Genomic DNA, 23,401 nt, shown 5'->3' on the forward strand with positions numbered 1-23,401 from the left:
TTCCGTCGATCTGGCCTGGGTCGCCCTCCCCTTGCCTAAAACTAATGGATTTTAAAGGCTCCGCCTTTAACGGGGTCCAGGGGCAGAGCCCCTGGCCTTACTTACCCAAGCCCCGACGCCCCCGCCGTCGGCCTCAGCCGGGTTCAACGCGGTAGCCCAGGCGTTCGATGATTGGGGCCAGGATGGGCATGACGGGTTCGAGTTGGGTTCGGTAGTGCCGGTGGCGGAAGCGGGACCGGTCGTAGAGTTTTTCGGTCACTTGGGCGTAGCTGGCGGTGCGGGCGTAGCGCTGGTTTTTCTCGAATTGCAGGCAGGCGGGGTCGAAGTCTTCACCGATGAAGTCGAGCAGGCCGCGAATTTCCTGTTCCTGATGATCGACCACGTCTTCGTAGCGCACGGCGTGGTAGCGCAGGGCGGGGATATTGGCCCGGTAGTGTGCGATCAGGTCGGCGGTGAGGGCGTAGTGTTTCGCGGTGGTTTCCAATTCGGCGGCGCAGAACAAGCCGTGGGTGAGGTGGTTGGAATAGACCGAGAGCACCACGTCGAGCGGGTGGCGCAGCAGGTGGATGATCGGTGCGGCGGGAAACATCAGGTGGATCAGGCCGAGGTGGGTTTCGTTCAGCGGCATTTTATCGGTGAACCAGGCGGCGCCCTCACGCAGAATGCCGGCTTGGCGCACCCGGGCGAGGTAGTGATCGCGCAGCAGGTCGAGTCCTTCGCGTTGATCGCCCATCCATAATTCGCAGAGCGCATCGGGGTAGGTGAGGGGGCTGGCGAACAGCCTTTGCACCAGATGCGTGGCATCGTTGATATAGGGTAGCTCGTCGCCGGCGGCGATGCGGTTGTGCACCGACAGGGTCTGTTCGATCAGCGTGGTGCCTGAGCGCGGAAAGCCGACGATGAAGATCGGCTGCGGCATGTCGGTGCGCGTGGTGGCGCGGGGCAGTGTGGCGAGCCGCCGTTCGGTGAAAAACCCGCGCAGCCCTGCCGCGATATCCTGTGCCGTCTCCTCCATGTAGCGCCGCGCGCCGAGTTCCAGGGCGCGCGTCTTGCCGGCCTGATAGGCGGCGAACGCCTCGTCGTAACGGCCCAGCCGGTCGAGCAGCCGGCCTTTTTCCGATAGTTCGGCGGGTCCGAGGGTGCTGCCTTCACCCAGCCGGTCGAGCCGCGTCAGCGCATCCTCGGTGGCACCTTTGCGCGCCAGGATCGTCGCCCTTGTCAGCGCCACCGCCTGATTGCCGGGCGCGATCGCCTCGGCCTGTTCGACGAGTTCGAGCGCGCGATCGAATTTCCGGTCGGCTTCCTCGGTACGCGCCCAGCCGAGCACCGATTGCAATACGCCGGGGTTGGCCGCCACCGAAGTCGTGTATAATTGCCGCGCTTCCTCGATCCGTCCTTGCGTCTTGAGGTTCCAGGCGAGGTTGGCGAGCGTCACGGCGTCGTCGCGCTCGAGCAGGCGCAGCACCTCGCGATAGTGATATTCGCCGATCAGCGCGCGATTGGCCTCGGTCATCACCAGGCCCATCAGATTATGCGCCTGGGCGCTGCGCGGCGCGATCCGCACGGCGTTGCGCGCGTGGACCTCGGCCTCGGCCAGCGCGCCGCGCGCGAGCAGCATCAGCGTGAGTTCATTGGTCGGTGCGAAATTATTCGGGTTGACCGCGACCATGCGGCGCAGAATCGCCTCGGCGGCGCCGATCTTGCCGTCCTGGCGCAGCAGCCGGTGCAGGCTGAACAATGCATCCTCGCGCCCCGGTGCGAGTTCCAGGGCGGCGAGCAATGCGGCTTCGGCGCGCGCGTTGTCACGCTCCGCGAGCGCGGCCTCCGCCTGTTCCAGCAACGGCCGCACCGGTGCCGTCGCCGCCGGCGGGCTCAGCGTCGCAAGATCAAGCGCGCAGCAACGCAGCCGCCGCAGGCCGGAACCGCACGGGCAGGGGGTCGGGTCCATTGTTCAGTCGTTGCTGGGATACAGCGCCATCAGCGCCTTCTGCCGCTGCCACGCCCGCAGCAGCCGCCACGCGCCGTAGCGCTTGACCCCTTGCGCGCGCAGCACCGCCCCGATCCGGAACGCCGCGCCGTAATGAAAAAACTGCGTCCGATAGGCTTCGATGATGCTGGTCTCGGGGTCCCAGATATGCGTCGCTTCAGATCCCGCGCCGTTGACCTCGATGATGCTGAACCCCTCGCCACGCCGCAGCGCATTGGTCGAGGCGAAGCGCAGGTCGAACCGGCCGAAGTGAAACTCCGGAATATCCCGCGCAATCGCATCGATCCGCGCGGTCAGTTCCGGCGTGATCAGGTGGCGGCCGTCCTTGAAGGTCGAGCCGCGGCAGTGATTGCCGACGAACACCAGCCGCACCCGCTCACCCATCGCCGGCACCCGCGCCGCCTCCGCACCCAGTTTTTCGAGCAGCAGGTGAGAGACGGCGTTGAGCCGGTCATCGGCGGCGATCAGGTCGCGAATCCGCGACCGTCCATCTCCGGTCACGATCGGTGCGTATTTCAGCGTGACCGAGGTGATCCGCCCCTTGGCCGCGCCCGGCTCGCGGATGTAAAAAATCCCCGCCTCGCCCTCATCGGTCGCGAGCGCCTGCAACTGCAACCGAGTCGCGCGCGGAAACGCGGCCAAATAGCGGCCGAGCGCCGCGCTGGTCTCGACCAGCCGCACGCCGCAACCGTTGCAACTCATGTCCGGCTTGGCCACCACCGGGTAGGACAAGCCCGCTTCCGCCATCGCCGCTTCGGCCATGATGAGATCGGCCGGCCCGGCGTGCGCCTGGGTGGTGATGCCGACATAGGGCGAAATCCAGCGCCGCGCCTCGGGCCCGGCCAGGTCGAGAATATCGTTTTTCGACTCGCCGCAGATGCCGCCCGCCTCGATCCGCGGGTTGGTCAGCGCCGGCAGCGTCAGGCTGCGGTGGCGCAGCGCCTGGAAAATCCAGAACACCACCACCGGCGCATAAAACACGAATCCCGGCCAGAACTCGAAAAACGAGACGGCCTTGGCGCCGCCGCGACGCGCAACCGCGCCTTCAAGCCGTGATGCGGGCGAAATATCGCTCATCAACCATCCTTTCCGATCTTGTCCGATTGCCACCGGGCGATGATCCGTCCAACCACTATGAGAAGAAGCACGAGCACGGCAAGCCCGACCCAGCGATACGGGCCGAGGTAGTGCAGCATCAGCGCGCCGAGTTTCAGGCTGATAAAGAACAACAGGCTGGTCCACGCCAGAGTCGCCATGATCGCGGCTGCGGCGAAGGTCAGGAACGGCGCCTTGAGAAACCCGCAGGTGGTGTAGGTCGGCAGCCGCAATCCCGGCACGAACCGGCTGACCAGCACGAGCGGGATCACCCGCTGGCTCACCCAGTCCCGCCCCAGGTCGCGCCGGCGTTTGGGCACCATCCGCTGCGCCCACGGGTGCTTGGCCGAAAGCCGACCCAACCCGTACAAACCCAGATCGCCCAGCACGATTCCAGCATACAGCGAGCCGAGTGCGAGCGGCAGCGCCACCGCGCCGGAGGCCACCTGCATCGCGGCGAGCAGCGTCGCGGCATCCTCCAGAATGAAGGTGCCGAGAATGATCGTCGTGATCTCGAGCGGCGGGCTGCCGGCCGCCGAGCCGAGAAGCGTGCTGAAATCGGTTAACCACATGCGACTATCACATAGGCGAAACCGCCGCGTTTACCAATGTGGACCGCATCAGGCCCGGATTCCAGACGTTGCGGCCCCGTGCGACCTCATGTCACAGCACGGCAATGACCACGCTCCTGCCGCCCGCGATCATCCATGCACTCGCCATCGTGATCTTCGTCCTGACCTATCTCGGCGTCGCCCTGGGCCGGCTGCCCGGCTTTCGGCTCGACCGTACCGGCATCGCCTTCGTCGGCGGCGCGCTCATGATCGGCTGCGGCGGTCTCAGCTTCAAACAGGCGATCGCTGCGGTCGATTTCAACACCATCGCCCTGCTGCTCGGCATGATGATCCTGGCCGCCAGCCTCCGCCGCGCCGGTTTCTTCGCGCTGGTCACGCGCACTGCCCTCAAACGCGCCAAACACCCGCTCGCCCTGCTCGCCGCCGTCGTCGCCGTCTCCGGCATCCTCTCGGCGGTGCTGGTCAACGACACGATCTGCGTCGTGCTCACCCCGCTGGTGCTCGAAATTGTGCTCGCCGCCGGCGTCGCCCCCATGCCCTACCTCATTGCCCTCGCCGCCGCGTCGAACATCGGTTCGGTCGCCACCATCACCGGCAATCCGCAGAACATCATCATCGGCAGCCTCTCCGGCATCAGCTACGCCCACTTCGCCGCCACCCTCGCGCCGATCGCCGCCCTCGGCCTGATCCTGGTGTTTGCCACCGTCGCCCTGCTGTGGCGCGGCCGACTGCGCCCGGCCGAACCGGCCGCGCCGCAGGACCGGAAACCGGAAAAAACCGCAGCCATCCACCTTCGCCTGATGATCAAGGCCATCCTGATGCTCGCCGTCTTCGTCATCGCCTGCCTCGCCGGCGTGGCCCCCGCCGAAGCCGCGCTGATCGCCGCCGCCCTCATGCTGCTCACGCCCGGCCTGAAAGGCGCACCCCTGATCGCCGAGGTCGACTGGTCGCTCCTGCTGATGTTCGTCGGCCTGTTCATCGTGGTCGCCGGCATGCAGCGCGCGGTGATCACGCCCGCCATCGTGCACCACATTGCGGCCCTGCACCCCGGTCGCCCGGCCGTGCTGGTGCCGCTCACCGCGATCCTGTCGAACATCGTCAGCAACGTCCCCGCCGTGCTGGTGCTGAAACCCTTCATCGCGGCCCTGCCCAACCCGCACCGCGCCTGGCTGATGGTCGCCATGGCCGCAACCTTCGCCGGCAATCTCACCCTGCTCGGCTCGGTTGCCAACCTGATCGTCGCCGAACGCGCCAAATCCCGCGGCATCACCCTCGGCTTCACCGATTTCCTGCGCGCCGGCGTGCCGATCACCCTGATCAGCCTGATCCTCGGCACGCTCTGGATGGTCTTCATCGACTGACAATCCACAACGCCCGGCAACCCCGGTTATCCACCGAAATCTATTCAAAAACAATAATGATTTCAATAATTTACCAAAATCGATTTATCTCACGACTCAGGCGTTTTCCACACTCGTCCCCAGGCTTATCCACAGGCGCGCGCTCACGAAACGCCACGCCGATAAAACGCCTCATGCAGCGCTGCCAGCATCGCCGCCCGATCGAGCCCGGCCGGCAGTGCGGGAAACAGCTTGATCCGGATCGTGCCCGGCCGCTTGCGGATCGCATCGCGCGCCCAGTACCGCCCGGAATCCGTCGCGACCGGCACCACCGGCAACCCGGTCGCCCGCGCAATCGCCACGATCCCCGGCTGCAACGCCACCTCAGCCCCCGGCGCCACCCGCGTGCCTTCGGGAAAAATGATCACCTGCCGCCCCGCCGCCCCGGCCGCGCGCACCTGCTCGATCAAGGCGCGCAACGCCGTCGCCCCGCCCGCCCGGTCGATCGCGATCTGCCCGGCCGGCTCCAGCAGCCCGCCCACGATCGGCATCGCGCGCAATTCCTGCTTCATCACGTACGAGGGCCGATCGAGCAGCGTGAACCACACCAGCGTATCGAACGCGGATTGGTGCTGTGCCGCCAGAATAACCCCGCCCACCGGCAGGTTTTCCAGCCCGGTCACCTCGAATTTGATGCCGCACACCACCCGCAGCACCCATAGCGCCAGCCGCGCCCAAGCCTGGCCGAACGGCAGCAGCCGCGCCGGCGCCACCCGCCGCAGCACCAGCGCATACAGCCCCGCCGTCACCGCCGAGACGACGATGAACCCATGAAACAGCAACGAGCCGACCAGAAACATTACAGATGCGCCTCGATATGATGCGCCGCGAACCCGCCAAGCCGGAACCGCACCAGCACATATTTGGTAAACTCCGCGGCCAGCAGCCGCAGCGAGCGCCATCGGTCCAGATGCACCATGGCCGGCGGCCGCACCGGCTCGGCCAGCAGCCGCACCGCCGGCATCTGGCGCCGCAACTCCAGCAGCGCGCGCGGCATATGATAATCCGCCGTCACCACGATCAACGACCCGATGCCATGCCGCCGCACCCACGCCGCCGCCTCGCGCGCATTGCCCCGCGTCGTCGCCGCCCGATGCCCCAGGCTGATCGCCGCCGCCTTGGCAGCCGCGTTGATCCCGTCGCGCGGCGTGAAATCACCCAGATAGGTCCCCACCCCCGCACCCGAAATCAGCAGCCGCGGCGCCGCCCCCGCCATCAGCAACTCCAGCCCCGCCTTCACCCGGTCCGGTCCGCCGGTCAAAACCACAATCCCACCCGCATGCGGCATCGGCGTGCGCGGCTGCTCCCCCGCCACCAGCGCCAGAAACCAGCCGAACCCGATCAGCCAGACTAGGCCCGCGATCAGCACGAGCCCGAACAACCGCCGCAGCCACGGCCCACGCCGGCGCTGGCGCAGCGGCTTGACGCCGCGCCCCAACCCCATCGATGGCGGCATGTTCCGATGCCTCATGCGAGCCGCTTCAGCCAGCCCCGCACCGTGATCTGCGCCGCCAGCCAGCCGATCAGGGCGGTCGCCAGCGTGAACATCACCGGCGCACCCCACAGCAGCGGCGGCAGCGCCGTCACCAGATCAAGCCGTTCCGCCGGCGCGCTCGCCACAAAACTGGATGACAGCAGCGCCAGCCACGCCAGCACCGGCACCGCCACGACCCCGCCGAGCAGCCCGCCGGTCGCCGCCAGCCGCATCGCCCTGAGCGCGAATTGATTGGCGATGTCGGAATCGAGCGCCCCCAGCCCATGAATAATCTCGATCGCCTCGCGCCGCTGCGACAGCCCGGCCCTTACCGCCACCGCCACCACCGAGGCCGCGACCAGTGCCACGATCAGCAACACGGCTGCCGCCGACGCCCGCAGGCTGGTGGTCAGCGCCGCCAGCCGATCCGCCCAGCGCGCCCCGGAATCGACGATCGTGCCCGGTGCCACGCTCGCCAGCTTCGGCCCCAGCACCGTCGCGTCCGGCGCCTGCGCATCGGCCTTCACCACGATCACCGCCGGCAGCGCGATCGGCAGCGTCCCATCCGCCGCCGCCGCGCCGAGCCACGGTTTCAACAGCGCCGCCAGTTCCGTGCCGGACAGCAGATGCGCATCGCTCAACCCCTTGGTCGCCTGCAACAGCGTCAGCACCGCGTCCTGGCGCAACGGCCCGTTCGCCGCCACCGGCTGGCTCGGCGTCGGCACCTCCACCGTCATCAGCCCTTGCGCGCCGCTCAACCAGTGCGAGGCCAGCGCCCCCGCCGCAATGCTCCCCGCCAGCGCCAGCGCCGCCAGAAAACTCATCGCCGCCACCATGAACGGCAGCAGCCGATCCGCCATCGCGGCGCGCAACCCGATCCGATCGGCGCGCGAGGCATGCCGCTTAGCCATGCCGCACCAACCTGCCATCGACCAGTTCGAGCACCGGCGCCGGATGCCGCGCCACCAGCCCCATGTTATGCGTCGCAACAATGATCGTCGTTCCCATCCGGTTCAGCGACCGGATCAGATGCATCAGCCGCTCCGCCTGATCGTCATCCAAATTCCCGGTCGGCTCATCCGCCAGCAGCAGCGATGGCCGCGCGATCACCGCGCGCGCAATCGCCACCCGCTGCTGCTCGCCGCCCGATAATTCCTCCGGCCGATGATCCAGCCGCCCCGCCAGCCCGACCCAGCGCAGCAGCTCCGTCACATCGGCGCGCACCTGCACCTCCTTGCGCCGGGCCAGGCGCAGCGGCAGCGCCACGTTGTCATAGGCCGACAAATGCCGCAGCAGCCGGAAATCCTGATACACCACGCCAATCCGCCGCCGCAGCAACGCCGTGCCGCGCCGGTCCAGCCGCAAGGTATCGGTATCCAGCAGATCGATCCGCCCGGATGACGGCCGCGCCGCCAGATACATCAGCTTGAGCAGGCTGGTCTTGCCCGCGCCGGATGGCCCGGTCAGCCAGCGAAACCCGCCGTCGGGAATGTCGAAATCGATGTCATCGAGCGCGACAGCATCACCACCGGCCGCACCGGCGCGGTGATAGGTCAGCCCGACATGGGTAAAACGAATCATGCCCCGCTTCCATGCCGCGATACCGCACCATAGGGCAAGCGTCCGTTAGGCGAGGGGAGGGAAGGCTTCTTTTTTGTAAAAAAGAAGCAAAAAACTTTCTAACCCTGGGGCATGGGCGTTTCCACCAGCACGGGCCCAGATTAACAAAGTTTTTTTTGCTTCTTTTTTGTTCACAAAAAAGAAGACCTTCCTCCCTCCCTTGCACGCCGCCCAGGTTGCACCCGACCAACGAAAATGTCATTCGCTCCACCATGCGAATAACCTGCCCGGATTGCGCTGCGCAGTACGAATTGCCGCCCGAGGCGCAGGCCCGCCTGCCCATGCGCGTCCGCTGCGCCAAATGCGGCACCGAGTGGCAGGCCGAACCACCGCCCCCGGCCGAACCCGACGTCGACCCCATCCCATCGCCGGACTCCAACGACGAATTCGAATTCAAACCCATCCAATCGATCGAAGCCGAATCCGCCCCGTCGCCGGAACTCGAACCGCCAGCACCCGAACCCGGTCAACCGGCACGACTCGAAACACCCTTCGAACCGAAGTCACCAAGGCCAACCCCCGCACCACCAACCCAATCCCCCAGCGCCCGCACCCTGTGGATCGGCTCGATCCTCCTCCTGATCGCCCTGATCGTCCTCGTCCTCGCCCTGCACGGCCCGATCAGCCGCGCCTGGCCACCCTCCCAGCGCCTGTTCGACGCCATCGGCCTGTCCGCACCCCCCACTTGACCACAAGCCCCCGCACCAGCGAGGGTTGCGCATGGCACATGAACTGCACGACCGACTCCTGATTCTCGATACCCACGTCGACATCCCCTGGCCGAACGGCCCCGATTTCACCGCCGATGGCCCGCGCTGCGTCGATCTGCCGAAGGTCAGGCGCGGCGGCGTCGGCGCCGTCTGCTTCGCGGCCTACGTGCCCCAGGGCAAGCGCGACGATGCCGGCAATACCGAAGCCCGCACCCGCGCCCTCGCCATGCTCGATACCATCGCCGCCATGGGCCGCGCCGAAGGCGCCGTCCCCACCCACACCGCCGCCGCGGTCGAGGCCGCGCACCGCGCCGGCCAGTTCGCCGTCATCCCCGCGGTCGAAAACGGCACCGCCCTCGGCGGCGATCTCGCCGTGCTCGATGATTTCGCCGCCCGCGGCGTCCGTTACATGACGCTGACCCACAACGGCCACAACGCCTTGGCCGACGCCGCCATCCCCCGCGCCGACCTCGGCGACGCCCCCACCGAACACGGCGGCCTCTCCGCCCTCGGCCGCGCCGCCATCGCCCGCATGAACGACCTCGGCATCCTGATCGATGTCAGCCACGCCTCAAAATCCAGCATGATGCAGGCGGTCGCTTTGTCGCGCACCCCCATCGTCGCCACCCATTCCTGCGTGCGCACCCTGTGCGATCACCCGCGCAACCTCGATGATGAACAACTCGCCGCCCTGCGCGACACCGGCGGACTGATCCAGATCACCATGGTCTCCGCCTTCCTCAAACGCAGCGCCAAACCCTCCGATATCGGCGTCGCCGCCATTGCCGACCACGTCGACTACGTCGCCCAACGCATCGGCATCGACCACGTCGGCATCGGCACCGATTTCGACGGCGGCGGCGGCGTCGCCGGCTACATGCACGCCGGCCAGACCCCCAGCCTTACCGAAGAACTGATCAAACGCGGCTACAATGAACCCGCCCTCGCAAAAATCTGGGGCGGCAATTTCCTGCGGGTGCTGCGGATTGCCGAAGAGGTCAGGGTGTAGGGCAGGGCAGGGGAAGGCAAGCACTGCTTTTTTGTAAAAAAGCAGCAAAAAACTTTTTTGAGTCTGGGCCATGGGTGGTTTAGCCTTCGCCGGCAACCTACTGCGCCTCCTTGCTGCTTTTTTTCACAAGACGGAAAACGCCCCCTCTTTTCGTTGCATCACCCACCTTCATCATGTAATCTAGCCAGATAGCTAGACAGGACAATCCAATGATCTCCGTAGGCGTATTCGACGCAAAAAACCGCCTCACCGCCCTGCTCGATGAAGTTGAAACCGGCGCCGAAATCACCATCACCCGGCGCGGCAAACCCATCGCGCGCCTGGTACCGGCCACCGCCGGCTTCAATCGCGAGGCCGCGCGCCGAACCGCCGACGCCCTGATCGAGGCCAGTCACGCCGCAACGCTCGACGGCATTTCAATCGCAGACCTCATCGCCGAAGGTCGCCGTTGAGCTTCGTGCTCGACAACTCGGTCGCCCTCGCCTGGTGCTTCGCCGATGAACAAACCAAACCGATCATGGCCATCCTCGATCGCCTGACCGAATCCGGTGCCACGGTCCCACAACTCTGGCCGATCGAAGCCCTCAACGGCCTGCTCACCGCACACCGGCGCGGCCGGATCGACCGCAACCTGCTCGATCACCTCATCAGCCTGCTGAAATCCCTGCCGATCACGATCGATGGCGACACCGCCCCCCGAATCTGGACCGAAACCGCCGCACTCGCAGCCAAACATGGCTTGACCGCCTACGACGCCTGCTACCTCGAACTTGCCGTGCGCCTACGCCTGCCACTCGCAAGCGCCGACAAAGCCCTCCGCGCAGCAGCCACGTCCGAGCGGATCATCCTCGTCTGATCGCGGCCACATCGCGGTCAAGCGTGCCCTTGAGGAAGCAAGGCGGAGGCAGAGCCCCCTGGCCTTGCTTCCCCACTACCCTCAACCCGCAACCTTCTCCGCCACCAGCCGCGCGAACCGTGCCGGGTCGATCGGCGCCTCACCGTCCTGAATGCGCGCGAGGTCGAGCAGCAACGCCGCCCAATCCCCCATATCCTCACCCGCATCGGCGCGCGGCATCAGGCTCTCGATCAGCTTGTGCGCCGGGTTGAGTTCCAGCGCCGGTTTCGGCGCGTAGCTCTGCCGACCGGCCCGGCGCATCAACCGTTGCAGCGCAAGGTCGGGCTGCCCGCCGCCGGCGGCGAGGGCGGCGGGGCTATCGGTCAGCCGAGATGATGCAACCACGTCCGACACCTGCTCGCTCAGCGCGGATTTCAGCGCGGCGGCCAGCGCGGTCATCGCCTCGGGTAGTGCGGCGGTTTCGAACACGTCGTTTGCCGCACCGGCGTGGACCAGTTTTTTCTCGGCATAGGTCGCGAGCCGTTCGGGCCAGAAAAAATCGATCTGGTCGGACAGCAGCAGCACCTCGAACCCTTTGGCGCGCAGCCCTTCGATCTGCGGCGAGGTGCGGATACGCTCGGCATCCTCGCCGGTGATGTAATAAATATCCTTCTGCCCTTCAGGCATCCGCGCCACGTAGTCATCGAGCGAGGTCAGCTCATCGCCATGCGTCGAGCGGAAGCGCGCCAGCCCAGCCACATCGGTCCGATGATCGTTGTCGTCGTAAATCCCCTCCTTCAGCACTGGCCCGAACTGCTCGATGAAGGGTTTATACGCCTCGACATCCTTGGCACGGGTCTTCAACTCCGTGATCACCCGGTTGACCAGCGCCTTGCGAATGCGCGCGAGCACCGGCGTCGCCTGCAGCATTTCGCGCGACACGTTCAGCGGCAGATCCTCGGTATCGACCACGCCCTCGATGAAGCGCAGCCAGCCCGGCAGCAATTTGGCGTCATCGGTAATGAACATCCGCCGCACATGCAGCCGCACATGGCTTTCACGGTCATCCTCGGTCACCGGAAACGGCGACTGGCCGGGAATGAACAGCAACGCGGAAAACTCGATCGAGCCCTCCGCACTCCAATGGATCGTCGCCCAGGGCTGGTCGAACATATGACCGAGGTGGCGATAGAACTCGGTGTAATCCTGCTCGGACACATCCGATTTCCGCTTGCGCCACAGCGCCGTGCCCTCGTTGGCGGCCTGGAAACTACCATCCCGCTCGATTTTGATCGGCACCGAAATATGATCGGCCCATTTCCGCAAAATCGTCTCGAGCCGCGCCGGCTCCAGATATTCATCGGCATCGGCCTTGATATGCAGCACCACGTCCGAACCCGGCGTCTCGCGTGTCGCCTCGCTGATCCGGTAGCCGCCCCGCCCGTCCGATGACCATTTATGCGCAATCTCGGTCCCGGTCCGGCGCGAAATCATCTCGACCGTATCGGCCACCATGAACGCCGAATAAAACCCGACGCCGAATTGCCCGATCAGGCTGGGCCGCTCTTCCGGCTTGGCATCCGCCAGCGTCTCGGTAAACGCGCGCGTGCCCGATCGCGCAATCGTGCCCAAATGGCTCGCCAGATCCTCGGCGGTCATGCCGATCCCGTCATCGGCAATCGTAATCGTCCGCGCCGCCTTGTCGACGCTGATGCGGATCGAGGCATCCTCCGGCAGCGCCAGGCTCTCATCGGACAGCGCCAGAAACCGCCGGCGATCGATCGCATCGGCCGCGTTGGCCACCAGCTCACGCAGAAAAATCTCCCGCTCGGAGTACAACGAATGCACCACCAGATCGAGCAGGCGGCCCACTTCGGCATCGAACGGACGGGTCGTGTCAGTTGTCGAACTCATGATATTCCTCGCAAAAAGAACGATCGGCGCCTTGAGATAGGTCACGGATTGCGCGGTTGCAATCCTGGGTTAAGGAAGGCAAGCACTTCTTTTTTTGTAAAAAAAGAAGCAAAAAAACTTTTGTTCGCTGGGTTTCCACCGTTGAAAAGCCGGCGACTCAATGACCGAAAGTTTTTTGCTGCTTTTTTACAAAAAAGCAGACCTTCCCTTACCGACCCCGCACTTGCGCCTTCGCCACCGTCGGGTCCTCATTGGTCTTCGGCCCCCGCCGCAACCGGTGCTCGCCGAGCAGCAGCAGAATGGGTGCCGCGATATAAATGCTCGACGACGTGCCGACCACGATGCCGAACAGCATGATCCATGCAAACCCCGACAGCGAAGCCCCGCCGAACAGCGCCAGCGGCAGCGCCGCCAGAAACACCGTGCTCGATGTCCCCAACGTGCGGTTCAGCGTCTCGTTGATCGACAGATCGATCAACTCGCGCAGCGGCATCGTCTTATACTTGCGCAAATTCTCCCGCATCCTGTCGTATACCACCACCTTGTCGTTGGTCGAATACCCGATCACCGTCAGAATCGCCGCGATCGTCACCAGATCAAACGGAATCTGCGTGATCACCATGAACCCGACCGTCTTGGTCACGTCCAGGATCAACGTCGCCACCGCGCCCACCGCGAACTGCCACTCGAACCGGAACCAGATATAGACCAAAATCATCAGAAAGCTCAGCCCGAGCGCCACCAACCCCTGCTGGAACAGCGTATTCGACACCGAAGCCCCGATCGCCTGGGTCGATTCGATATTCGCCCCCGGGATCGTCGCCTTCACCACCCCCTCCGCCGCCGTCAGCGACTGTTCGGTGGCGTTCGCATTGGCCTTGGATTCCAGGCTGATCAGCACGCCCTTGCCATTGCCAAACCCCTGCAGCGCCGCCCCCTGCAAATGCGCCGCATCCAGCCCGCTGCGCAGCTTGGTGAAATCCGGCTTGCTCGGCGTCGCCACCTGAATCACCACGCCGCCCTTGAAATCCAGCCCCAGGTTCAACCCCGGATGAAAAAACAAGATGATCGACGCGGTCGACAGCACGGCCGACACCATCAACCCGATAAACCGCCCCTTCATGAAGCGGATGCGCGTGCCATCCGGCACCAGGCGGAACGCGGGAGTGGTAATGAATTTCATCGAATGAGCCTCAAAAGACCGGCAAAGCGGCGGGGCGGCGGGCAATGTACCACCGTGCGGTGATCAACCGGACCAGCACGGTCGAGGTGAACAGCGTCGTTACAATCCCCACGCAAATCGTCACGGCAAACCCGCGCACCGGCGGCGAACCGAAAATGAACAGCATGATATGCGCCAGCAGCGTCGTCACGTTGGAGTCAATAATCGTGCCATACGCCCGCTTGTACCCCGCTTCGAGCGCCGCCAGCGGCTTGCGCCCCAGCTTCACCTCCTCGCGCACCCTTTCATTGATCAGCACGTTGGCATCCACCGCCATGCCCAAGGTCAGCAAAATCCCCGCCATGCCCGGCAAAGTCAGCGTCGCCCCCATCACCGACAGCACAGCGACCAGCAGCAGCAAATTCACCACCAGCGCGATATTCGCGAACCAACCGAACAACCCGTAAAAACTCGCCATGAACACAATGACCAGCACGAACCCGACGGCAAGCGACAAAATCCCCGCCCTGATCGCGTCCGCCCCCAGTTCCGGCCCCACGCTCTGCTGCTCCACCACGCTCAGCGGCGCCGGCAGCGCCCCCGCCCGCAGCAGCAACGCCAGATCCGTCGCCGATTGCGCGGTGAACCCACCGGTAATCTGCCCCTGACCACCAATGATCGGCGTCTGGATCACCGGCGCCTCGATAATTTTGTGATCCAGCTCGATCGCGAACAATTTGCCCACGTTCTTGGTGGTAATCTCGGCAAACTTGCGCGCCCCCGTGCCGTTGAAGGTAAAATTCACCACCCAGCCGCCGGTCTGCGGGTCCTGCCCGGCCTGCGCATTGGTCAGATCCGCGCCATCCACCGCCACCCGCGAGCGGATCGCCATCGACTGCGCCGGATCATTCAGCATCGGCAAAATCTCGACGCCCGGCGGCGGCGTCTTGGTCTCGGGGTTCACGTTCGGCGCCACCATGTGAAACGTCATATGCGCGGTCTTGCCCAGCAACCGCTTGATCCGGTTCGGGTCCGAAACCCCCGGCAACTGGATCACGATCTTGTCGCTACCCTGCCGCGCAATCTGCGGATCGACCACGCCCGACCCATCGATCCGCCGCCCGATAATGGTGATCGACTGCGCAATCGCCTGACTCTGCTTGGCAATCAGCCCCGCGCGCGACAAGGTCAGCGTCGCCGCCCCCGAAGGATCAATCCGCACATCAATATCCGGCGCCCCGCCCGCCGCCTCGACCGGGCTGATCAGCTTTTGCAATATCGGCTTCACCGCCGCCGCATCGGATGGCTTCAACAAATTGAACTGCACCCGCTTCGCCGCGATGTTCGCGCCAAGATCGGTATACCCGATATCCGCCTTCAACAGCGCCTGGCGCACGTCATCGGTCAGCCCGGTCAACTGCTCCTTCACCACCGCACTCATATCCACCTGCATCAGCAGATACGACCCACCCCGCAAATCGAGCCCCAGATGAATCTGCGGCCACGGCACCCCCGCCAGCGGTCGCTTGATCAGGTTCGGCACCGCCAGCAGCACCCCGATGGCGCAGAACAGCAGGATCATGGTGGTTTTCAGGCGCGTGAAATAAAGCATGGTCGGCAGAGGGTCCTTGAACGTGCCGCGAAAGCGGTCGGGCGGGCGGGGGTGGTATGGCGGGGCCGGCTTGCGCGTGCAAGTGTGGCCCCAATTCGGGAGGATTGCGGTGGACAGGCTCAAGGTCGGTGTGATCGGTGCGGGACATTTCGGGCGGTTCCACGCCCTGAAAACGGCGGCGGCCGAACGCGCCGTCCTGGTCGGCCTGCACGACCCGGATGCCGCCCGCGCCGCCCTCGTCGCCGCCGAAGCCAACTGCCCCACAATGCCGCTCGATGCCCTGATCGCAGCGGCCGACGCCCTGATCATCGCCGCCCCGGCCGATGCCCATTTCCCCCTCGCCATGCAGGCCCTCGCCGCCGGCCGCCACGTCCTGATCGAAAAACCCATCGCGGCCACGCTCGATGAAGCCGACCAACTCGCCGCCACCGCCACCGCCCGCGGCCTCGTCCTGCAAGTCGGCCACCTCGAACGCTTCTCCGCCGCCCACGGCGCCGTCGCCGCCCGCATGGGCCGCCCCCTCTATATCGAAGCCGTCCGCGTCGCCCCCTTCAAACCCCGCGGCACCGATGTCTCGGTCATCCTCGACCTCATGATCCACGATCTCGATCTCGTGCTCGCCCTGGTCGGCCAGAAAATCGAAAGCGTCGATGCCGTCGGCGCCGCCGTCGCCAGCGCGCACGACGATATCGCCAACGCCCGCGTCCACTTCGTCGATGGTTGCGTCGCCACCATCACCGCCAGCCGCATTTCCCTCAAAACCGAACGCAAAATGCGCATCTTCGCCGAAGCCGGCTACCTCACGGTCGATTTCGCCGCCAAAAAACTCACCCTGATCGGCCGCGATCGCGGCATGGCACTCCCCGGCTTCGAGGAGTTCGGCATCGAAACCGCAAGCTGGGACGACCACGACGCCCTCGCCGCCGAACACGCCGCCTTCCACGCCGCCTGCCTCGATGGTGCCCCCGTCCTGGTCGACGCCGCCGCCGGCCGCCGCGCCCTCGAAGCCGCCATCGCCGTCGCCGCCTCGATCACCGCAAGCCGCGCCCGCGCCGTCGCCTCCGGGCTAATCCGCTGAAATCTGGATTCGAAAGCAGGGAACGGAGTTTCAGCGTGGCGCAGGTCTGGTTAAGTGAGCGCAAGGCAAGGGAAGACTTCTTTTTTGAAAAAAAGAAGCAAAAAACTTTTTGAATCTGGGGCACGGGCGTTTTCACGCGCTCAGTCCCAAATTAACAAAGTTTTTTTTGCTTCTTTTTTGTTCACAAAAAAGAAGACTTCCTTGTCCTCACCTACCTCATCGCCCCGATCTCCAGGACAAATACCATGCCGACCCACCTCAACCGTATCGAACAAGATCCCCGCCTCGCCCAGATCACCGCGCGTGACCGCACCGCCGATGGCACTTTCTGGTATTCCGTCGCCACCACCGGCGTCTATTGCCGCCCGTCCTGCCCGTCACGCCGCGCCAACCCCGCCAACATCGCCCTCCACACCACCCCATCCGCCGCCCGCGCCGCCGGCTTCCGCCCCTGCCTGCGCTGCCGACCCGATGATGCCGCGCCCGATACCGCCCTCATCGCCCGCATCGAAACCGCCTGCCGCCTGATCGAAACCGCCGCCGAACCCCCCAGCCTCACCCAACTCGCCGCCACCGCCGGCCTCAGCGCGTCGCATTTCCACCGCCGTTTCAAAACCGTCACCGGCCTCACCCCGAAAGCCTACGCCGCCGCGCACCGCGCTCAGCGCATCCGCACCGCCCTCGCCGCCGGCGCCCCGGTCACCACCGCCATCTATGATGCCGGCTTCCAATCCAACGCCCGCTTCTACGCCCAATCCACCGCCCTGCTCGGTATGACCCCCACGCGCTACCGCGCCGGCGCCCCCGATGAAACCATCCGCGTCGCCCTCGGCCCCTGTACCCTCGGCACCATCCTGGTCGCCTCCAGCACCCAGGGCGTCGTCGCCATCCTGCTCGGCGACGACCCCGCCACCCTCCGCCACGACCTCGAAACCCGCTTCCCCCACGCCACCATCATCAGTGACGATGCCACCTATCAGGCCACCATCGCCGACATCATCGCCCAACTCGAAACCCCCGCCCGCGGCATCGACCTGCCGCTCGACATTCGCGGCACCGCCTTCCAGCAGCGCGTCTGGCACGCCCTGCGAGCCATCCCGCCCGGCGCGACCGCCACCTACGCCGACATCGCCCGCGCAATCGGCGCCCCCACCGCCACCCGCGCCGTCGCCGGCGCCTGTGCCGCCAACAAAATCGCCCTCGCCATCCCCTGCCACCGTGTTATCCGCACCGATGGCTCACTCTCCGGCTACCGCTGGGGCACCGCCCGCAAACGCCGCCTGCTCGAACAGGAAACCCAACCATGACCCCCACGATCGACTGGACCGCCATCACCACCACGCTCGATCACCAAGGCTGGGCCATCCTGCCCGCCCTGCTCAGCCAAACCCAATGCACCGAAACCGAGGCGCTCTACGCCGACCCCTCCCGCTTTCGCAAACACGTGATCATGGGTCGCCACGGCTACGGTGAGGGCGAATACCGCTACTTCGCCTACGACCTGCCACCCCTGGTCGCCCGCCTGCGCCAAACCCTCTACGCCGGCCTCGCCCCGCTCGCGAACCGCTGGCACGAACGCCTCGGCCTCGAAACCCGCTTCCCCGCCACCCACGCCGATTTCATCGCCAACTGCCATCAAGCCGGCCAGACCAAACCCACCCCGCTGCTGCTGCAATACCGTGCCGGCGACTACAATTGCCTCCACCAGGACATCTACGGCCCCCACATCTTCCCGCTCCAGGTCGCCACCCTGCTTTCCACCCCAGGCACCGATTTCGAAGGCGGCGAATTCATCCTCACCGAACAACGCCCCCGCATGCAATCCCGCGCCGCCGTCATCCCGCTCGGAAGGGGCCACGCCGTCATCTTCGCCGTCAACACCCGCCCCATCCGGGGCACCAAACGCGACCACCGCGTCATCCTCCGCCACGGCGTCAGCACCATCCGCACCGGCCACCGCGCCACCCTCGGCATCATTTTCCACGATGCCGCCTGACAGACCGCGTCCATGGTTTAAGGTAAGGTAAGCACTTCTTTTTTTTCAAAAAAAGAAGCAAAAAAACTCTTGTTGATTTGGTCCGTGCCGGCGGCGCCCTCACACCTCATTGGGAGGAACTTATGCTACGAAACAATCCATCCCTTGGCATCAGAACCGACCTCCTGTTCCACCGCTTCGACGGCGAAGTGATCGAACGCGCCGACTATCTCGTCATCCGCACCCCCACCAACCCCGGCTTCTTCTTCGGCAACCTCCTGATCTTCAACACCCCGCCCACCCCACAGGACGCCACCGCCTGGCCCGCCCTGTTCGCCCGCGAATTCGGCGATAACCCCGAAATCCGCCACGTCACCCTCATCTGGGACACCGAAGCACCAGGCGACACCACAGGCTTCGCGACCGCCGGCTACACCGTCGAAACCGCCCTCGTCCTCACCGCGCAATCCGTCCGCCCACCCCCAAAAACCAACAGCGCCATCCAAATCCGCCCGATCACCACCGATGCCGACTGGCAAGCCGTGATCGAATGCCAAATCCTCTCCCCCTCGGTCGAACAAGACCCCGCCGACTACCGAATGTTCAAAACCCGCCAGATCACCCGCTACCGCGCCATGGCCGAACAAGGCCTCGGCGCTTGGTTTGGCGCATTCCTCAACAATAAACTGGTCGCCGACCTCGGCCTCTACCACGACGGCACCATCGGCCGCTTCCAACAAGTCGAAACCCACCCCGATCACCGCCGCCAAGGCATCTGCGGCACACTCGTCCACACCATCGCCCGCCACGCCCTCGAAACCCTCAGCCTCACCACCCTCGTCATGGTCGCGGACGAAGCCTACCACGCCGCGAAAATCTATCAGCAGGTCGGTTTCGAAATCCGCGAACGACACCATGCGGCGTTTCGGTGGGAAGGATGAGGCAAGGGCAGCACTTCTTTTTTTGCAAAAAAAGAAGCAAAAAACTCTGATTTATCTGGTCCTTACTGGCGGCACGTTCGTCGCGCCACCACGTCAGGCATTGATCGCATCATCATTCGATGCAAAAAAAAAATGCCTCACCGGAGATCGCCATGCGCACCACAATCGCCTTGGACGACGACTTGATCGACAAAGCCGAAGCCTTCACCGGCCTCCACGAAAAATCCGCCCTCGTCCGCGAAGCCCTGAAAGCCTTGATCGAACGCGAAAGCGCCCGCCGCCTCGCCCGCCTCGGCGGCACCATGCCCGATCTCACCCCCATCCCCCGCCGTCAGTCCGAACCCGGTTGATTCTCGCCGATACCTCGATCTGGATCGACCATTTCCGCTCCGGCGACGCTGTCCTCGCCCAACGCCTCGGCCTCGCCACCCCGTCGCCCGCATAGCCACCGAGTCGCCAACCCCACCAAGCCATCGCCCGTACACATCGAGCCCTTGACAAACCGCCTGACTCGCCAAGCGCATTCACCAAATCCCCCGCCCCGACTCGCAATCACCGGTTGACGCGGTGAAGCACAGCCCGCTACGTGCTGATCGTGTCAAACACCACACTCCCTCTGCCAACCATCCGAATCCGCGGCCGGTCCTTCATGGCGCTGATCGTGGTCCCCGAACCACCGTTCGAGGCGTGGCTCACCGCACTCGATCAACAAATGGCGCGCTCCGCCGGTTTCTTCATCGACCGCCCGATCGTGGTCAACCTCGCCGCCATGGCCGGAACCGATGACGATCCCGCCCAAATCCTCGCCGCCCTCGAAGCGCGCGACCTGCGGATTATCGGCGTCGAAGGCGTCGATATGGCCGCCCTGCGCGGCACCCCCTGGTTCGGCGCCACGCTCGCCGCCCCCGGCCGCGAAGGCAAACAAGACAAATTCATCGACATCCCAGAGGCCGCCGAACCAAGCCCGCCCGAGCCGCCACCGCCCGAACCCGCCCGCCGCCCCTCGCTGCTGATCACCCGCCCGGTCCGCTCCGGCCAGTCCATCGTGTTCGAAGAGGGCGATGTCACAATCATCGGCCCGGTCTCCTCGGGTGCCGAAATCATCGCCGGCGGCTCGATCCATATTTACGGCACTTTGCGCGGCCGCGCCGTCGCCGGCCTGCTCGGCGGCGCCGAGGCCCGCATCTTCTGCACCAAACTCGCCGCCGAACTCCTCGCGATCGATGGTCTCTACCGCACCGCGGACCACTGGGGCCACGGCCTGCACGGCAAACCGGTCCAGGTCTGGCTCGACGACAAGGAACTGCGCCTCGCGGCACTCGAATAAAACGACACGCCGCCGGCGTGATACTAAGACGTTTGCGCCCTCCGGCGCAGGAATGAAGGAAGAAGATACATGTCGAAGGTTCTGGTCGTTACATCGGGCAAGGGCGGGGTCGGCAAAACCACCTCCTCCGCCGCATTGGGTGCCGCACTCGCCCAGGCCGGCAAAAACGTCGTCGTCGTCGATTTCGACGTCGGCCTGCGCAACCTCGACCTCATCATGGGCGCCGAACGCCGCGTCGTGTTCGACCTGGTCAACGTCGTCCAGGGCGACGCCAAACTCGCCCAGGCGCTGATCCGCGACAAGCGGGTCGAAACCCTCTCGCTGCTGCCCGCCTCGCAAACCCGCGACAAGGACGCCCTGACCCCCGAAGGCGTCGAACGCGTGATCAACGAATTGCGCGAAAAATTCGACTGGATCGTCTGCGACAGCCCCGCCGGCATCGAGCGCGGCGCCACGCTCGCCATGCGCCACGCCGATACGGCCGTCGTCGTCACCAACCCCGAAGTCTCCTCGGTCCGCGATTCCGACCGGATCATCGGCCTGCTCGACTCGAAAACCGCCAAAGCGGAAGCCGGCGAAACCGTCGACAAGCATCTGCTCCTCACCCGCTACGATGCTGGCCGTGCCGCGCGCGGTGAAATGCTGAAAGTCGAGGATGTCCTGGAAATCCTCGCCATCCCCCTGCTCGGCATCATCCCCGACAGCGAGGATGTCCTCAAAGCCTCCAACGTCGGCTCGCCGGTCACCTTGCACAACCCCATGTCCGCCCCGGCCCGCGCCTACGCCGAAGCCGCCGCCGCCTGCTCGGCGAAACCGTCGCGGTCACCATGCCGGTGGAAAAAAAGAGCCTGATGAGCCGCCTGTTCGGCCGGAGTGTCGCATGAGCATCTTCGGGTTCTTCACCCGCACGCGCACCGCACCGGTGGCGCGCGAGCGCCTGCAACTGCTGATCGCCCACGAACGCGCGCTGTCCGGCAAATCAGACCTCGCCGCCATCCTGCAGGAAGAGATCCTGGCGGTCATCGCCAAACACATCGCGATCGACCGCGAAAAGGTCAAAGTCAAACTCGACCGCGATGGCACCATCTCCACCCTCGAAATCGACATCGAAATGCCCGAAGCCGTCGTGCTAAAAAACTGATTCATAAGAGTTTTTCGTGTCACTGCCATAAAACGGCAACACGTCCCTCCTTGCTCTTGATGCCAAACCCCGCATCGGCTAGACCCCTCTTCACGCGCGGCCCAGGTAGCTCAGTTGGTAGAGCATGCGACTGAAAATCGCAGTGTCGGTGGTTCGATTCCGCCCCTGGGCACCATTTTCCTCTGACATGGTGGGGCTGCATGGACGGGATTGAAACCGCGACAGACAGTCTGGAACGTCACCAGCATCTGAAAGAACACCCCGAAGCGCATCACGCTCGCCGCATGGCGCTGCTGATCGGCATCCTCGCCGCCGCCCTCGCGATCTGCGAAATGGGCGAAAAATCCGCCCAGAACGATTATATCGCCAAACAGATCACCGTGGCCGACACCTGGGCCTTCTATCAGGCCAAATCGATCAAGGCCGATATCGCGGCAAGCCAGGCCGCCACCCTCCAAGCCCTCGCCTCCGGCAACAACACAGCCATCGCCGCCATGGCCAAATCCGCCGAAGCCCACGCCGCCAAGGAAATCTCCGACCCCGCCGGCCGCGAAGGCAAAGCCCAACTCAAGCAACAAGCCCTCCGCCAGACCGAAGCGCGCGATCACCAGTTGGAACGCTATCATTTCCTCGAAATCGCGGTCGGCGCCCTGCAGATCGCCATCGTCCTCGCCTCGGTCTCGGTGGTCACCGAAATCGTCGCCTTCGGCTTCACCGCCCTCGGCCTCGGCGCGTTGGCCTTTATCGGTGGCATCGCCGTGATGGCCTTGCTGTAATTTGAAGTTCGCACAACAAAACCCCTGTTCAACCTTGCCGTGAATCGCTAGAAGAATCTCGGCCTGCCGATTCGTTGTTGAACGGCGCGTCAGAATCTTCAACCAGCCGGAAGCGCCGGCATCGGTTCGCCCATCATCACGCTGGGGCCGATCAAGAACAGGAAAGAGGCTTCGACCATGTCGAAAGCGTTTCTCGCGGAAGTCATCCAAAAATCGGCTCAGATCACGGGTGTAGCCTCAAATCGGGCGGCGACCGATTTGATGGAAGCGATCGTGAAAGAGATGAAAAAGAACGGCAAATTCACCCTGCCCAGCTTCGGCACCTTCACCGTACGCAAAACCAAGGCCCGCAAGGGCGTCAATCCGCGTACCGGCGAGGAAATCAAGGTCAAAGCCGGCAAGACCGTCCGCTTCAAGGCATCGCCGTCCCTGAAAAAAATGGTCTGACCCAGGCGCCCACCAGGTGACGGGTCGCCGCGCGCAACCCGTCATGCGGCCCCCGATAATGAGTCTGACAAAACGCTTTCGCACCCCCACCCGCCCAGCCTATGAGTTGTGGGTGTCAGAAGCCCCAGCCCAACCACCCTACACCGTCCAATGCTTCGCCTTCGTGATGGACGCGCTCTGCACCGTCATCGCCGAAAAAGGCCGCGCGGCCTACATCCCCGCGCCCCTGGTCCACCTGATCTGGACCCGCCTGCGCAATCTGGTTGTCCGCTTCCTCGCCGCGTTAGACCGCGGCCCGATCCCGCCGCGCGCGCAGCGCCCGGTCG

At 64.9% G+C, this 23,401-nt stretch carries 24 protein-coding genes, 1 tRNA gene and 2 pseudogenes; 17 read left to right on the forward strand and 10 right to left on the reverse strand.

From position 1 onward, the window contains the following. Positions 1-133: 133 nt before the first annotated feature. Genes B7X49_RS08325 through B7X49_RS08335 form a run of 3 tightly spaced genes read right to left on the reverse strand, consistent with a single transcriptional unit; the run spans position 134 to position 3,654 of the window. Positions 134-1,948 carry a tetratricopeptide repeat-containing sulfotransferase family protein gene (locus B7X49_RS08325; protein WP_286704209.1) on the reverse strand — a complete coding sequence of 605 codons (1,815 nt, stop codon included), beginning with the start codon at positions 1,946-1,948 and terminating at the stop codon, positions 134-136. A gap of 3 nt (positions 1,949-1,951) precedes the next feature. Next, positions 1,952-3,064, reverse strand: a complete 1,113-nt coding sequence (locus B7X49_RS08330; RefSeq protein WP_286704210.1) for a D-alanine--D-alanine ligase — start codon at positions 3,062-3,064, stop codon at positions 1,952-1,954. Beyond that, on the reverse strand, positions 3,064-3,654 hold the full coding sequence (locus B7X49_RS08335; RefSeq protein ID WP_286704211.1) for a DedA family protein: 591 nt from the start codon (positions 3,652-3,654) through the stop codon (positions 3,064-3,066). Before B7X49_RS08335 ends, B7X49_RS08330 begins: the two co-directional genes overlap by 1 nt. A gap of 104 nt (positions 3,655-3,758) precedes the next feature. Between B7X49_RS08335 and B7X49_RS08340 the strand changes: the two genes are divergently transcribed. After that, on the forward strand, positions 3,759-5,015 hold the full coding sequence (locus B7X49_RS08340) for an anion transporter (RefSeq protein ID WP_286704212.1): 1,257 nt from the start codon (positions 3,759-3,761) through the stop codon (positions 5,013-5,015). 143 nt (positions 5,016-5,158) lie between these two features. On the opposite strand, the gene B7X49_RS08345 is transcribed toward B7X49_RS08340, so the two are convergent. The 4 genes from B7X49_RS08345 to B7X49_RS08360 are packed head-to-tail and all read right to left on the reverse strand — an operon-like array spanning position 5,159 to position 8,109. After that, complete coding sequence (locus B7X49_RS08345; protein WP_286704213.1) at positions 5,159-5,854, reverse strand: 1-acyl-sn-glycerol-3-phosphate acyltransferase; 696 nt, start codon at positions 5,852-5,854, stop codon at positions 5,159-5,161. Beyond that, positions 5,854-6,510, reverse strand: coding sequence for a YdcF family protein (locus B7X49_RS08350; RefSeq protein ID WP_286704214.1), 657 nt, complete (start codon positions 6,508-6,510; stop codon positions 5,854-5,856). The genes B7X49_RS08345 and B7X49_RS08350 overlap by 1 nt, the downstream gene beginning before the upstream one ends. An 11-nt stretch (positions 6,511-6,521) precedes the next feature. Next, positions 6,522-7,439, reverse strand: coding sequence for an ABC transporter permease (locus tag B7X49_RS08355; RefSeq protein WP_286704215.1), 918 nt, complete (start codon positions 7,437-7,439; stop codon positions 6,522-6,524). Then, complete coding sequence (locus tag B7X49_RS08360; RefSeq protein ID WP_029312528.1) at positions 7,432-8,109, reverse strand: cell division ATP-binding protein FtsE; 678 nt, start codon at positions 8,107-8,109, stop codon at positions 7,432-7,434. The genes B7X49_RS08355 and B7X49_RS08360 overlap by 8 nt, the downstream gene beginning before the upstream one ends. Before the next feature lie 251 nt (positions 8,110-8,360). Here B7X49_RS08360 and B7X49_RS08365 point away from each other — a divergent pair, with 251 nt between their 5' ends. The 4 genes from B7X49_RS08365 to B7X49_RS08380 all read left to right on the forward strand — a co-directional run bounded on the left by B7X49_RS08365 (position 8,361) and on the right by B7X49_RS08380 (position 10,723). Beyond that, entirely contained in the window at positions 8,361-8,837 is a 477-nt protein-coding gene (locus B7X49_RS08365) for a zinc-ribbon domain-containing protein (RefSeq protein ID WP_286704216.1), read from the forward strand. Positions 8,838-8,868: 31 nt separating this feature from the next. Further along, positions 8,869-9,867 carry a dipeptidase gene (locus B7X49_RS08370; protein WP_286704217.1) on the forward strand — a complete coding sequence of 333 codons (999 nt, stop codon included), beginning with the start codon at positions 8,869-8,871 and terminating at the stop codon, positions 9,865-9,867. A gap of 209 nt (positions 9,868-10,076) precedes the next feature. Further along, entirely contained in the window at positions 10,077-10,319 is a 243-nt protein-coding gene (locus B7X49_RS08375) for a type II toxin-antitoxin system Phd/YefM family antitoxin (protein WP_286704218.1), read from the forward strand. Positions 10,320-10,324: 5 nt separating this feature from the next. Then, entirely contained in the window at positions 10,325-10,723 is a 399-nt protein-coding gene (locus B7X49_RS08380; protein ID WP_286704230.1) for a type II toxin-antitoxin system VapC family toxin, read from the forward strand. 81 nt (positions 10,724-10,804) lie between these two features. Here B7X49_RS08380 and htpG read toward each other — a convergent pair whose 3' ends face one another. The 3 genes from htpG to secD form a co-directional block, all read right to left on the reverse strand. Then, positions 10,805-12,616: a molecular chaperone HtpG gene (gene htpG / locus B7X49_RS08385; protein WP_286704219.1), complete on the reverse strand. Its 1,812-nt coding sequence runs from the start codon at positions 12,614-12,616 to the stop codon at positions 10,805-10,807. Between the two features lie 208 nt (positions 12,617-12,824). After that, positions 12,825-13,799: a protein translocase subunit SecF gene (gene secF / locus B7X49_RS08390; protein ID WP_286704220.1), complete on the reverse strand. Its 975-nt coding sequence runs from the start codon at positions 13,797-13,799 to the stop codon at positions 12,825-12,827. A 10-nt stretch (positions 13,800-13,809) separates the two neighbouring features. Then, on the reverse strand, positions 13,810-15,390 hold the full coding sequence (gene secD / locus B7X49_RS08395) for a protein translocase subunit SecD (protein ID WP_286704221.1): 1,581 nt from the start codon (positions 15,388-15,390) through the stop codon (positions 13,810-13,812). A 109-nt stretch (positions 15,391-15,499) separates the two neighbouring features. Between secD and B7X49_RS08400 the strand changes: the two genes are divergently transcribed. The 12 genes and pseudogenes from B7X49_RS08400 to B7X49_RS08455 form a co-directional block, all read left to right on the forward strand. Then, complete coding sequence (locus B7X49_RS08400) at positions 15,500-16,468, forward strand: Gfo/Idh/MocA family protein (RefSeq protein WP_286704222.1); 969 nt, start codon at positions 15,500-15,502, stop codon at positions 16,466-16,468. Positions 16,469-16,713: 245 nt separating this feature from the next. Next, positions 16,714-17,775 carry a bifunctional DNA-binding transcriptional regulator/O6-methylguanine-DNA methyltransferase Ada gene (ada, locus tag B7X49_RS08405; protein WP_286704223.1) on the forward strand — a complete coding sequence of 354 codons (1,062 nt, stop codon included), beginning with the start codon at positions 16,714-16,716 and terminating at the stop codon, positions 17,773-17,775. Then, entirely contained in the window at positions 17,772-18,464 is a 693-nt protein-coding gene (locus B7X49_RS08410) for a 2OG-Fe(II) oxygenase (RefSeq protein WP_286704224.1), read from the forward strand. Before ada ends, B7X49_RS08410 begins: the two co-directional genes overlap by 4 nt. Positions 18,465-18,586: 122 nt before the next feature. Beyond that, positions 18,587-19,384 (forward strand): GNAT family N-acetyltransferase, encoded by a 798-nt coding sequence (locus B7X49_RS08415; protein WP_286704225.1) that lies wholly within the window; start codon positions 18,587-18,589, stop codon positions 19,382-19,384. A gap of 152 nt (positions 19,385-19,536) precedes the next feature. Next, entirely contained in the window at positions 19,537-19,734 is a 198-nt protein-coding gene (locus B7X49_RS08420) for a type II toxin-antitoxin system VapB family antitoxin (protein ID WP_286704226.1), read from the forward strand. A 245-nt stretch (positions 19,735-19,979) separates the two neighbouring features. After that, positions 19,980-20,711, forward strand: a complete 732-nt coding sequence (gene minC, locus B7X49_RS08425) for a septum site-determining protein MinC (protein ID WP_286838977.1) — start codon at positions 19,980-19,982, stop codon at positions 20,709-20,711. A gap of 69 nt (positions 20,712-20,780) precedes the next feature. After that, positions 20,781-21,595 (forward strand): annotated as a pseudogene (gene minD, locus B7X49_RS08430) (septum site-determining protein MinD). Next, positions 21,592-21,852, forward strand: a complete 261-nt coding sequence (minE, locus tag B7X49_RS08435) for a cell division topological specificity factor MinE (RefSeq protein ID WP_029312545.1) — start codon at positions 21,592-21,594, stop codon at positions 21,850-21,852. Before minD ends, minE begins: the two are co-directional and overlap by 4 nt. A gap of 99 nt (positions 21,853-21,951) precedes the next feature. Beyond that, a tRNA-Phe gene (locus tag B7X49_RS08440) sits at positions 21,952-22,027 on the forward strand. A 25-nt stretch (positions 22,028-22,052) separates the two neighbouring features. Continuing rightward, complete coding sequence (locus tag B7X49_RS08445; RefSeq protein WP_286704228.1) at positions 22,053-22,628, forward strand: DUF4337 domain-containing protein; 576 nt, start codon at positions 22,053-22,055, stop codon at positions 22,626-22,628. A gap of 177 nt (positions 22,629-22,805) precedes the next feature. After that, on the forward strand, positions 22,806-23,075 hold the full coding sequence (locus B7X49_RS08450; RefSeq protein WP_286704229.1) for an HU family DNA-binding protein: 270 nt from the start codon (positions 22,806-22,808) through the stop codon (positions 23,073-23,075). 58 nt (positions 23,076-23,133) lie between these two features. Further along, positions 23,134-23,401, forward strand: a pseudogene (locus B7X49_RS08455) (hypothetical protein); the annotation flags it as partial.

Source organism: Acidiphilium sp. 34-64-41 (assembly GCF_002282635.1).
Lineage (GTDB): Bacteria > Pseudomonadota > Alphaproteobacteria > Acetobacterales > Acetobacteraceae > Acidiphilium > Acidiphilium rubrum.